We start from the raw sequence: 11,785 nt of genomic DNA on the forward strand, positions 1-11,785 counted from the left end.
TAAAAGGTAAGGGCAAAGTAAACTCAGACAATGATAAAAATAGGGTTAACAATGAGTAAAAACACTGGAAATAATAATAAAAATGATAGTACTTCAAAAGATAATCATCCTTTAACCAGCAAACTGCATGAATTAAAGGATGACTTTGGCAATCGTATCGTAGATAGCAATTTTGAATCGTGGTTAGCAGATATTAAAAAAGAAGTCGGCGATGGTATCGAGACTTTAGCGAATAAAGCACGCGGCGTCTTTAATCCAAATACCGTCACCATGCAGCTAGAAGACATTCAATCCATTATTTTACGCGATCGACCAACGCCTTATTATGGAACAATCGTTGCGCTGAAAATCAATAATGCAGAAGCTGGGCGCCAACTTTTGAAAACCGTTTTACCTGACGTGACTGGCAGTAAGGCGTGGCATAAAGACATGCAAGCGACGCTATCTATTGTCATGACTTATGATGGTTTAGAGGCGCTCGGCGTGCCGCGGTCGTCATTGGATAGCTTTCCAGAATCCTTTAAAGCAGGTATGGCGAAGCGCGCAGAAAAGCTGCGGGATTTCGATATCAATGCCCCCGAAAACTGGGCTTCCCCTTTTGGTGATAAAGGCGATATCCATGTCGGTGCGGCCATTATTGCTGATAGTAAAGAGAAATGGCAAATAAAGCTGAAGGAGCTGCAAGACAATATTCAGTCGTATATCAATGAAGATAATCCTGCCAATGGCGATATTGAAATTCTTATGGAGCATGCTTTTGGTTCAGACAATAATGTCAAAAACGTCTTTGGCTATCGTGATGGTATCAGTAATCCAGAGATTCAAGGCAGCGGCATTCAAACGCCGCCAAGTCTCGACGGTGAGGCGATTGCAGCAGGCGAGTTTGTATTAGGTTATGAAGGCGAGGCGGGGACGATAGCACCAATGCCGCAGCCAGAAGTTTTGGGTAAAAACGGCTCGTTTATGGTATTGCGTGCCTATAACAGTCATGTCGCCGCATTTAATAAATTTTTAACAGAAAATACGCAGAGTGACGAAGAAGCGGAGTTACTGGGCGCAAAAATGTGGGGACGTTGGCGCTCAGGTGCGCCTGTGGTCTTATCTCCTGAGCACGATGATAAAGCACTGGGCGATGACCCCAACCGCAACAATAACTTTGGCTATAAAGACGATCCTTATGGCAAAAAATGTCCATTTGGTGCCCATGTACGGCGTATGAATCCAAGAGACAGCAAAGACTTTATTTTATCAGACGTACGTATTCACCGTATCGTTAGGCGCAGCGTCGGTTTTGGCGAGGTGTTGCCGCCCGATGTGACTGAGGACGATGGCAAAGAGCGCGGGCTATTTTTTATTGGTATCAATGCTCATGCTATGGAGACTGTTGAATTTTTACAATCGCAATGGATTAATGATGGTAATTTTATGAGCTTAGGAGAAGAGAAAGATCCGATGCTTGGTGTCCATCATGGCGATAAAGACGACGCTGCTGATACCTTTACCGTACCTGCTGACCCAATTCGTCAGCGCTATCACGGTATCGAAACTTTCAATACCTTGTACGGCGGTGAGTATTTATTTATCCCAAGCTTATCGGCGCTAAAATGGATGAGTGAATTGTCTTAAAAGCTTAAAAATACCGTTTCATTTACAAGAATAACTACTGATAAAAAAGGATTAAAAAAATGTTAAAGAAATTATTCAAACCTAAATATGTACCTTATGACGCAAAATATATTGCGCTGAGCGCAGAAGACGAGCGTAATATTCGCACCATTACCGACGATATCAAAAACTATATTGCTCGAAGTGATAAAGCCAGTAACGTCGATTACCATACGCGTGATGCCCATGCCAAAGGCTACTGCGCCCTTAAAGCCAAGTTTGAGATAGTAGATAATTTGCCTGCTGAATACGCGCAAGGTCTGTATGCCAAAGCAGGCATTCATGATGCCGTCATTCGTTTTTCTAACGGAGCCTCGCGCGTTTCGACTGATCGTAAGCTTGGCTTAGCGCAAGGTTTAGCGATTAAGGTCTTTGACGTAGCGGGTGGAAAACTCGCTCCCGGCGAAGAAGATAGTCCTAACTTTGATTTTAATTTAATCAATCATCCGGTATTTTTCTGTAATCGAATCGAAGATTATGCGTATATCTCTAAGCTGTTTTTAGAGCTGCCAGAATACGCTGAAAAAGGCGCAAGAGGCAAAGCGCAATTGGCTTTTAATTGGTTGACCAATTACGGCTCAAGATTACCGACCAAAGAGTCTTTTAAAACCTTTAAAGCACTGGGCGGATTTATAACCATTGAGCCAAAAAACACCTTGCTTTATGATTTTCATTCGCAAGGCGTAGTGCGTCATGGTGACTATATGGCAAAGATAAGAGTCACGCCAACCAAAGCCGCGGCTAAAAAAATCACCCGTCGTGAGCTTGATGTAAATGCACGCGAGGAAGCAATTCGCCCGCTGATTATCGATGAAATGCGCGAGCATGATTATCAGTTTGACGTCCAGATTCAGCTGTGCCGCAACCTTAAAAAGCAGCCGATTGAAGAGATCACCACCGAATGGAAAGAGAAGGACGCGCCATTTGTGACGGTAGCGAGACTGACAATTCCTTGTCAAGATGTGCCGGATGACGGTCATTTTGAGATTATGGAAAACTTATCCTTTACACCGTTTCGCTGCCTAGAGGAAAACCGTCCGATTGGCAATTTGCAGCAGTCGCGACTAAAAGCCTATCAAATAGCTTCAGAAACTCGTCATAAGCTAAACAATGTCAAACGGCGCGAACCTAAAAGCTTAAAAGAAACTTTTGATAAGTCATTCTTTTAATTGCTTATAAATGCCTAAATTGGTTTATTAAAGATAAGTTTAAATAAAAAAATAAGGCACAAAAAAGAGCCAGTAGTTTGACTGCTGGCTCTTTTCTTTAAATAGGTTTAAGTAAAAATACAGATGTTACTTAAGTCACTGTTTATTAAGTACCAGTCATTATTTATGATTATTATAGTTGGCAATTAACTTGGTATTCTTGACCTTTGTCTGTTTTGATGGTCATGATGCCGTAATCTGCTTTAGTGTGCCAATCGTAAGTGGTCTGTGGGTTCACATCGTTGACATAGCGAGCGCCAGAACCTGAAACGGCTTGTTTCATGCTAACTTTAGCGTTGTCTAAGCCAACTTTTGGTAAAGTAACGTTTAGGTTGGCAGCTTCACCGTTTGCAGTATACGCAGCAGTGATTTGACCGTCGTCTTCACAAGTAAATGATTGAGTTACTGGTTGAGTATTGGCTGGTGGCGTTGTGGTGGTCGGCGCGCTGGTCGCACAAGCAGCGAGTAGTACGGCAAAAGGGGCAACAGCGAATAATTTTTTCATAATAGTCCTCAAAAATTAATGTGAATTTTATTTGTTACGTTAAGGGCGTATCATACAATAAAAAATGTAATTTCGTGTTGTGGTTCGTATTTTGGCGAGTAACATCAGCTGGCGGCTTTATCACTGCACGGTCTAGTCAGTAAGGTCTTGCTTGTCCTTTGTTTAAAATGAAGACCAACACTGCGCCTAATATCACTACGCTTGCGATAATAAAATCTAAGGTCAATTTCTCTGACAAAAATATCATACCGAGTAGAGCAGCAAGTACTGGTACGCAAAGTTGCACCACCGCTGATTGGGTCGTTTTTAAGAGTGGCATCGCCATATACCAGATACTGTAACCGATACCAGAAGCGATAGCACCCGATGCGACTGACAATATGACACCTGTTATGCTGATATCATTTAAATAACCCATGCCGATTAATGCCAATATCGGCACTGCAATTAGACTTCGTATAAAATTAAAGCCCGTCGTTCTGAGCGGCGAAACGCAGCTTTTACCACGTATGCTATAGATACCCCAAGCGCTACCGCTTATTGCCATTATAAGCGCCGCCGACAAGGAAGGTGTGCTAGCTGATGGCAGCATCAAGTACATAAAACCTATCAATGCGATCAAAAGTGCTGTCCACTGTACGCGAGTTAATGGTTCTTTGTGATAGATGCCCCAACCAATCATCGTAAGCTGCACGGCAGCAAATAAAATAAGTGCCCCCGTCCCTGTATCAAGCGCTTGGTAAGCCACTGAAAAACATAGCGCATATATGACTAAGCAAAGACTACTAAACCAATCGCCTGTGTCTTGTAAAACGGTCTTATCAGTATTAGTATTGCCAGTCTGTTTTAAACTGCTATGCTTACTTTTTAGAGCGTTTCGTTTTAAAAAACGCGCCTGCAACAGCATGATAAGACCAAGGCACGCAGCAGCGCTAAGCAAGCGGATAACGGTAAAATTCCAGGCATCAATCGCGCCGTCTGCCAATGCCATTCTACAAAGCAAAGAATTGGCGGCAAAGGCTATTAAAGCGATTATCGTAAATAGGGCAGCTTTCAAAAATAATTCCTACAGACACGATAGGTTTTGCTTAATATTTGGGGTTATTTCTCTATTCTTTTTAGCCATTTAGCCATTTAGCCATTTAGCCATTTAGCCACTTGCTGCACCCGTTGCACTCTATCGCCACCGATGCGTTGAATATCTTTATTATGCAAAGTTAACTGACTGGCAAAGTAAGCGCTGATATCTTCACGCTGATGCGGGCTATCACGCAAATCATCGGCGACCCACGGGATATCCACTTTGGTCAAGAGTATCAAATCGTAATGGTGCGTTAATGCCGCTTGAGTAAGCGCTTTAGGGCAGTCGCCGTAATACCAGTTGGCATACACCATCAGCTCAAATAAACTGGTATCACAGAATAAATAACGGTTATTATCAGGCAATTGCGCGGCTTGTTTGGCAAGTTTATTTTCTAAGTCAATTTGACCTTGCGCGATAGGTAGTAAATCATCCCACGTGCAAGTCAGTTGCTCGTTATCCCATTTTGCTTGCAGGTAAGTGCGCATATATTCTGGTACCCACGGACTGCCAAAATGCGCAGCCAAATCGCGGCATAACGTGGTCTTGCCGGTGCTTTCTGCCCCTAATATCGCGACATTAAAGACCGATTTAGGCGTATGCTGCGTGAGATTGTACGCGGTAGCGTCGTTGCCATTCATAGTATGCCCAGATTGCGATGAGAGTGAAGACTACGTACTGTAGCGCGGTAAAAGTTAGACCTTTATAAAAATACAGCGGCACGGAAATCGCATCAGCAATAATCCAAAGTAGCCAGTGTTCGATTTTACGCCGCGCCATCAGCCACATTGCCATTAAAAACAGCGCGGTGGTCAGCATGTCGGTGTAATCGACCCAGGTAAATAAGTGCAAGCCCAATACCGCGCCATCAAAGCTAAAGTTATTATTGATAACAGGTCTAAAATAATAGACCAAAGCGACAAAGGCGACGGTCGCTGCCGCCAGTACAGTGAGAATAGGGAGATCTTTTTTGTTTAAATGTTCAACGTCAATGGCAGAGTGAGCGTCCGCATTATAGGTGTGTTCATCTTGCTGCTGGCTGGTTGGATTTATATGGTCATGATGCTTTTTGATGTCTGTATTGTGCTTATTTTGCGTCCAATTTATCCAACCATAAATACTCATGATACTGTAGTAGGCGTTGATAAACATATCGCCGAACAGTTGCCATTTCCAAAGTAGATAGACAAAAATAGCGGTGCTGACCAATCCAATAGGAAAAACCAAAATATTGGTTTTGCTGGCAAGTAAGACGCTACTGACCCCAAATATGACCGCAATCAATTCTAAGGCAATAAATAGGGTCGAGTAGTCAGCATACTGCCCAAATAACCAGTTTAAGAGTTCCGCCATTGCTATTCCAAAATTAAAAAGTAAAGCGAGAGTTAACAAACAAGTTGCAACCAAATGATGATAATTCACAGCAATTATAGCGCAGCTGTCGACAAATGAAGCCAATCTTTACTTATTCTCATTAAGAAACGGATTATTTGTAACAAAGTATTAGAAAAATTATATTATTCAGGCATAATAAAGGCACTTATTTTAAGTTTACAGTTATTCACCGAAAATTAGACGACTGTTGTTTTTCTCCACTTTTATGCTTATTGCAAGCACCATCGTAGTAGACAAGGAAGCGTATCATGACGACTTGTATCACGGGCACTGGCCTATATATCCCCCCTTATAGCATTAGTAATGAAGAGTTAGTAGAGTCATTTAACCAGTATGTTGATAATTACAATGCCAAACATGCTGACGCGATTGAAGCAGGAACGGTGACGGCGCTAGAGCACTCATCAGCGGCCTTTATTGAAAAAGTATCGGGCATCAAATCACGTTATGTGATGGAAAAGGACGGTATCTTAGACCCTGAAATTATGGCACCTGTCATTGCCTATCGTAATTTGGGCGAAGAGCTGTCTATCATGGCAGAAATGGGCGCTGCTGCACTAAAAGATGCGCTCGCTGATGCAGGTCTTGAGGCCAATGATTTAGACGGTATTATTCTTGCGTGCTCAAACTTCCAGCGTACTTATCCTGCGGTCTCTATCGAGATTCAAAATGAGATTGGTATGATTGGTGGCTTTGCTTATGATATGAACGTTGCTTGTAGTGCGGCGACTTTTGGTCTATCGCAAGCACATGGTTCTATCGTTTCGGGTCTTGCCAAACGCGTTGCGGTTGTGAACGTTGAGATTACCTCAGCGCATCTAAACTGGCGCAACCGTGACAGCCACTTTATTTTTGGTGACGTTGCAACAGCTTGTATCGTAGAAGAGCTTGATACGCCAAAAGGCTACGAGATTCTAAATGCCAAGTTATTTACTCAGTTTTCGACCAATATCAAAAACGAATATGGCTTTATGGATCGCTCTGAGTTCTTAGCAGCGCAGACTGAGATGTATCCCGATATCAAAGAGCCGGTCACTGACAAACTTTTTTTACAAAACGGCCGTAAGGTCTTCCGTGAAGTCTGTCCAAAGGTATCAGAAGTTATCACCGAGCACTTGCAAGAAAACGACATCCCAACGTCTGATGTGAAGATGATGTGGTTGCATCAAGCCAATGCCAATATGCTGGATTTAATCTTGCGTACCGTTATCGGTAAAGAAGCTGATAAAGCGATTGTACCAAGTGTCATTGATGAGTTTGCCAATACCAGCTCCGCAAGTCCTATGATTGTGTTTCATCGCTACAAGGATCAGCTAAACTCTGGTGATTTGGGTGTGATTTGCTCATTTGGCGCCGGTTACTCGATTGGCTCGGTACTGGTTCGTAAGGTTTAATAGTTAATAGAAGCTCTGTTTTAACCATAAAAATAGCTAAGAGTATTCTTAGCTATTTTTTTTGTGCCGTATTTTGCTTTAGCTATAGAATAAGAGAAAAAGTCAGCTCAGATTTGAGTGTAATTAGGCATAAATCGGACAGTTTGTGAATATAATGGCAAGATTGCTGAGAGGTTTTAAATTAAGCGCAAAAATTTGCTATAATCACTCTCTTATTTTACTCATTTTAAAAAAGTCCTTTTATGAAAGAATCCTTACGCCTGCGTTTAGACCAGATGGTAGACCGTTATGAAGAGGTCACCGCCTTATTATCCGACCCAAGTGTCATCAGCGATAATAATAAATTCCGTGAATTGTCCGTTGAGCATAGCGACTTGATGGAGATCACGACGTTATGGCAGAACTATGTGCGGGCAGAGACGGATCAAGCGGATGCAGAGGCGATGCTTGCGGAATCATCAGACCCTGAAATGAAAGAGATGATGCAGGATGAGATTGACAGTGCGCGTAAGACCATTGCTGAGATGGAAGAAGCGCTTAATGTCATGATGTTACCAAAAGACCCCAATGATAAAGTGCCTGCTTTCTTGGAAATTCGAGCGGGGACAGGCGGTGATGAAGCAGCGATTTTCTCGGGTGATTTGTTCCGTATGTACCAGAAGTATGCGCAAAATCAAGGCTGGACGGTAGAGATTTTATCAGCCAATGAGGGCGAGCATGGTGGTTATAAAGAAATCATTACTCGTGTGTCGGGCAATAGCGTGTATGGTCGTTTAAAGTTTGAGTCGGGCGCGCACCGCGTCCAGCGTGTGCCTGAAACCGAGAGCCAAGGTCGTGTTCATACCTCAGCCTGTACGGTTGCCGTTATGCCAGAGGTTGAGATTGATGATAGCGTCGATATCAATCCTGCCGATATTAAAATGGATACCTTTCGCTCAAGCGGCGCCGGTGGTCAGCACGTTAACACCACCGACTCGGCGGTACGTTTGACCCACATTCCAACGGGTACCGTGGTAGAGTGTCAACAAGAACGCAGTCAGCATAAAAACCGTGCCCATGCGATGAAAATGCTGGTGTCCAAAATTCAGCAAGCAAAAGTACAAGCACAAGTCGATGTGGCGGACTCAATACGTCGCGATTTGGTCGGTAGCGGCGATCGCTCAGAGCGTATCCGTACCTATAATTTCCCGCAAGGCCGTATGACCGACCATCGAATCAATTTGACGTTATACAAACTTGATTCGATTATGGAAGGTGACTTGGATGAAATCCTTGATGCGCTGCTGCGTGAACACCAAGCAGACTTGATGGCCAGTATCGGCGGCGGTGATTAAAAGCACAAACTGTCTAAGTTCACTCAGATATAAGCCTAAACCCAGAAAGATTTTGCTATTTTTTTGTATTAAAAATAAGTTTTATTTGAACGTCTTATTTTAATTTTACTTCGTTTATTCCTTTAATTATCTAATAATTTTGAGAGTATTATGTCAAAGCACAACAATCAAAATCCGAATCAAGAGCAAGCCCCAGAAGACGCGAACGAGCTAATTGCTCAACTGCAAACCAAGCTGGATGACATCAAGGCGTCAGGTAAGCAGCCTTATCCGAATACCTTTAAGCGCACGGACTATGCTCAGGATTTACAAACCGCTTTTGACGGTATCTCAAAGCAAGAAATCGAAGATAAAATTGCCAATGGTGAAAAAACTCAAGTAAATGTAGCCGGTCGCGTGATGCTCAATCGCGGCGCGTTTATCGTGATTCAAGATATGACCGGTCGTATTCAGTTATATGTAGCACGCAAACAGCTAGACCCAGAGACACTAGCGACGATCAAATCGCTAGATTTGGGTGATATCGTTGGGGTATCTGGTTATATCGGTCGTTCTGGCAAAGGCGACTTATATGTCCATATCGAAGCGCTGACTCTATTGACCAAAGCCCTACGTCCGATGCCAAATAAGTTCCATGGCTTGGCCGATGTCGAAGCACGCTATCGCAATCGTCATCTTGATTTGATGACCAATGAGACCACGCGCGATACCTTTGTGATTCGCAGTCAAGTCATCAGCGGTATTCGCAAATTTATGCTAAATGAGCGTTTTATGGAAGTTGAAACGCCGATGATGCATCCTATTCCAGGCGGCGCGGTTGCGCGTCCATTTGTGACCCATCACAACGCTTTAGACATGCCGCTATACTTGCGTATCGCCCCTGAGCTGTATCTAAAACGTCTGGTGGTTGGTGGTTTTGAAAAAGTATTCGAGATTAACCGCAGTTTCCGTAATGAAGGCGTCTCAACCCGTCATAATCCTGAATTTACCATGATTGAGTTTTATCAGGCGTATGCCGATTATCATGACTTGATGGATTTGACCGAGCGCTTGTTCAATGAGCTGGCAATGGATATTTTGGGCACCACGGAGCTGACTTATCAAGGCGAGGCGATTAGCCTAAAAGCCCCATTTATCCGCTTGTCGATGTCTGATGCCATCGCTAAATATGCCGAAAACTTCGATATATCGCGTATCAACGACCGTGATTATCTTGCAGAATATGCTTCAACGACGCTTAAACAACAAGTCAAAGACGTCTTTGGCGTGGGTAAATTGCAGACCATTATCTTTGAAGAAACTGCTGAGCATCAGTTACGTCAGCCGACTTTTATCACAGAATACCCAGCTGAAACCTCACCGCTGGCACGCCGTAACGATGACAATCCTGAAATCACCGATCGCTTTGAGTTATTTATCGGTGGTCGTGAGTTGGCCAATGGCTTTAGTGAGCTCAATGACCCTGCCGATCAAGCGGAGCGCTTCCATGGTCAAGTCGCTGAAAAAGATGCAGGCGATGATGAAGCCATGCATTTTGATGAAGAATATATCGAAGCCTTGTCTTATGGTTTACCGCCAACAGCAGGCGAGGGCATCGGTATCGATCGCTTGGTGATGCTATTTACCGACTCGGCCAGTATTCGCGATGTGATTTTATTCCCGCATATGCGCCGCAAGTTCGAAAGCTAGATTGCTTTACTTGCCATAAATCGACGCTGGGACTAAACTGAACATAAGAAGGCTTTTTGTACTTTTAACGGAATGGTTTCAAGTGTTTTATGAGACCTTATGGATAGGGATGTTATGGACACTCAGCAAGTACCAGCGTCGATTTGGCAGCAGATGATTCAGCAAAACTTTTTATCTTTGTACGATTTAACTCCAGACAAAATCACTAATCCTGAATATCTTCAGGGTTATGTTTTTGTCTTTGAGTTTTCTAATGCTGTGGTCTACCTTATCGTCAATGATGTGACGATACAGACTGATAGACAGGATATCGATAGCACTCAGGTGCGTACGTGGAGAAAAGAGGTTGTCAATCAACTGATTAAGCAACACGCTCAATTGTATCTGAAGAATGAACAGGCGCTTGCCTATCAAAATGATTCTAAAAACCAATCTAAAAGTAAGTTGGCATCTGACCAAACGGCAGACAAAGCGATTTATTTTATTGGTTTGACCGCACTTTCGGTGCAGCATCCAGAGATTACTGAGAGAAATGCTAAAAAGAACAATGCTCAAAACGTTTATCGAAACAGCTATCAGAATAGTTATCATAATAGCCAACAGAGCAAACCTGTAGAAACCGCCTCATATGCGGTTGGCTATGAATATGGCAGTCAGTTTTTTGCAGAAGACTGTGTGCTTGATTTGGACGATGAAGAAAGCGTCTTGCAAGTATTCAGTTATCAAAACTTCACTGAGATACTCAAGCAATTGGTGACGCCCAGTGATTTAACGGCATTTTTAGATTTTCATCGCCGTAAGCTTGCGGGATTTGACGCGTTTCAAGACGAATCAACCTTACTTGCTCAGTTTTTACAGTCGCCAGATTTTCACCAAAGGGCGATTGAGGTTCAAAAACAACTGGTCAGCCATAATTTGATAGCAGAGATTGAACCACGACTGCTAAAAGCGGCAGAGCCTGAGCAGGCGGAGTTTGCTCAAGCACTGATGGCAGAGATTCAAAAGAACACGCGCATGTGGTACAAGCTGTTTAATAGCTTGGTCAGAGCGTGTTATGACGCCGGTACGCCGCTGCCAAAAAAGCAGGTTGATATTTTGGTCGATGAGTCCATGTACACCTATGCTTGTTTGGTAGAAAAAATATTGGCGCATAGAACGATTGACCAAGATTCACGCTGGAATGGCTACGTGCGCCATGAGCACTCTTATAATGTCTTTGGGCGTCATTATCTGCTGGTTTTTTATGCGCAAGATGACAGCAGCTCGTTAAGTGCGGACAAAGTGCGTGCCGGTCATCAAGACTTATTATTTGAGCTCAACGCGCAAATGCAGCAGCCGGTCATGCAAGATCTGTTTTTAATCGGTGTCGATGTCAGACCCTGTGAAGACAGCGTAAATACCGAGGTGCATCTTGACGCCTTTCATCAGCAAGGCTCGCTCATCGATGCCAATACCCAGCGTTTGTATGAGCAATTGGCTGAGTTACGGGCGCAATCATAAGCTATGCTAGAACC

10 protein-coding genes are annotated in these 11,785 nt (G+C 43.4%); 6 read left to right on the top strand and 4 right to left on the bottom strand.

From position 1 onward, the window contains the following. The first annotated feature begins 51 nt into the window (after positions 1 to 51). A complete protein-coding gene (locus RAH45_RS06100; protein WP_191689902.1) occupies positions 52 to 1,626 on the top strand; it encodes a Dyp-type peroxidase in 1,575 nt (524 codons plus the stop codon). Between the two features lie 59 nt (positions 1,627 to 1,685). Then, the gene (locus tag RAH45_RS06105) at positions 1,686 to 2,834 is read left to right on the top strand and encodes a catalase family protein (RefSeq protein ID WP_191689900.1); all 1,149 of its coding nucleotides are present in this window, start codon (positions 1,686 to 1,688) and stop codon (positions 2,832 to 2,834) included. A 172-nt stretch (positions 2,835 to 3,006) separates the two neighbouring features. Here RAH45_RS06105 and RAH45_RS06110 read toward each other — a convergent pair whose 3' ends face one another. The 4 genes from RAH45_RS06110 to pnuC all read right to left on the bottom strand — a co-directional run bounded on the left by RAH45_RS06110 (position 3,007) and on the right by pnuC (position 5,812). Beyond that, positions 3,007 to 3,378, bottom strand: coding sequence for an MliC family protein (locus RAH45_RS06110; RefSeq protein ID WP_068405303.1), 372 nt, complete (start codon positions 3,376 to 3,378; stop codon positions 3,007 to 3,009). A 136-nt stretch (positions 3,379 to 3,514) separates the two neighbouring features. Further along, positions 3,515 to 4,435, bottom strand: a complete 921-nt coding sequence (locus RAH45_RS06115) for a DMT family transporter (protein ID WP_306495827.1) — start codon at positions 4,433 to 4,435, stop codon at positions 3,515 to 3,517. Positions 4,436 to 4,512: 77 nt separating this feature from the next. Continuing rightward, positions 4,513 to 5,100, bottom strand: coding sequence for an ATP/GTP-binding protein (locus RAH45_RS06120; protein ID WP_306495829.1), 588 nt, complete (start codon positions 5,098 to 5,100; stop codon positions 4,513 to 4,515). Then, positions 5,051 to 5,812, bottom strand: coding sequence for a nicotinamide riboside transporter PnuC (pnuC, locus tag RAH45_RS06125; protein WP_305935282.1), 762 nt, complete (start codon positions 5,810 to 5,812; stop codon positions 5,051 to 5,053). Before pnuC ends, RAH45_RS06120 begins: the two co-directional genes overlap by 50 nt. A gap of 290 nt (positions 5,813 to 6,102) precedes the next feature. On the opposite strand from pnuC, the gene RAH45_RS06130 reads away from it, so the two are divergent. The 4 genes from RAH45_RS06130 to RAH45_RS06145 all read left to right on the top strand — a co-directional run bounded on the left by RAH45_RS06130 (position 6,103) and on the right by RAH45_RS06145 (position 11,771). Next, a complete protein-coding gene (locus RAH45_RS06130) occupies positions 6,103 to 7,248 on the top strand; it encodes a beta-ketoacyl-ACP synthase III (RefSeq protein ID WP_201542760.1) in 1,146 nt (381 codons plus the stop codon). A gap of 242 nt (positions 7,249 to 7,490) precedes the next feature. Next, positions 7,491 to 8,582 carry a peptide chain release factor 1 gene (gene prfA, locus RAH45_RS06135; protein WP_068405319.1) on the top strand — a complete coding sequence of 364 codons (1,092 nt, stop codon included), beginning with the start codon at positions 7,491 to 7,493 and terminating at the stop codon, positions 8,580 to 8,582. 150 nt (positions 8,583 to 8,732) lie between these two features. Then, positions 8,733 to 10,271 carry a lysine--tRNA ligase gene (gene lysS / locus RAH45_RS06140; protein ID WP_193032012.1) on the top strand — a complete coding sequence of 513 codons (1,539 nt, stop codon included), beginning with the start codon at positions 8,733 to 8,735 and terminating at the stop codon, positions 10,269 to 10,271. A gap of 99 nt (positions 10,272 to 10,370) precedes the next feature. Continuing rightward, on the top strand, positions 10,371 to 11,771 hold the full coding sequence (locus RAH45_RS06145; protein WP_306495831.1) for a hypothetical protein: 1,401 nt from the start codon (positions 10,371 to 10,373) through the stop codon (positions 11,769 to 11,771). The last annotated feature ends 14 nt before the right edge of the window (positions 11,772 to 11,785 follow it).

The sequence above is a fragment of the Psychrobacter sp. van23A genome (assembly GCF_030845275.1).
In the GTDB taxonomy this organism is placed as follows: domain Bacteria; phylum Pseudomonadota; class Gammaproteobacteria; order Pseudomonadales; family Moraxellaceae; genus Psychrobacter; species Psychrobacter faecalis.

Bases quoted from the DNA above. Each gene is read 5' to 3' on its own strand.
- pnuC (WP_305935282.1), bottom strand. From the start codon at position 5,812: ATGGCGGAACTCTTAAACTGGTTATTTGGGCAGTATGCTGACTACTCG.
- RAH45_RS06110 (WP_068405303.1), bottom strand. From the start codon at position 3,378: ATGAAAAAATTATTCGCTGTTGCCCCTTTTGCCGTACTACTCGCTGCT.
- RAH45_RS06100 (WP_191689902.1), top strand. From the start codon at position 52: ATGAGTAAAAACACTGGAAATAATAATAAAAATGATAGTACTTCAAAA.
- RAH45_RS06105 (WP_191689900.1), top strand. From the start codon at position 1,686: ATGTTAAAGAAATTATTCAAACCTAAATATGTACCTTATGACGCAAAA.
- lysS (WP_193032012.1), top strand. From the start codon at position 8,733: ATGTCAAAGCACAACAATCAAAATCCGAATCAAGAGCAAGCCCCAGAA.
- RAH45_RS06130 (WP_201542760.1), top strand. From the start codon at position 6,103: ATGACGACTTGTATCACGGGCACTGGCCTATATATCCCCCCTTATAGC.
- prfA (WP_068405319.1), top strand. From the start codon at position 7,491: ATGAAAGAATCCTTACGCCTGCGTTTAGACCAGATGGTAGACCGTTAT.
- RAH45_RS06145 (WP_306495831.1), top strand. From the start codon at position 10,371: ATGGATAGGGATGTTATGGACACTCAGCAAGTACCAGCGTCGATTTGG.
- RAH45_RS06120 (WP_306495829.1), bottom strand. From the start codon at position 5,100: ATGAATGGCAACGACGCTACCGCGTACAATCTCACGCAGCATACGCCT.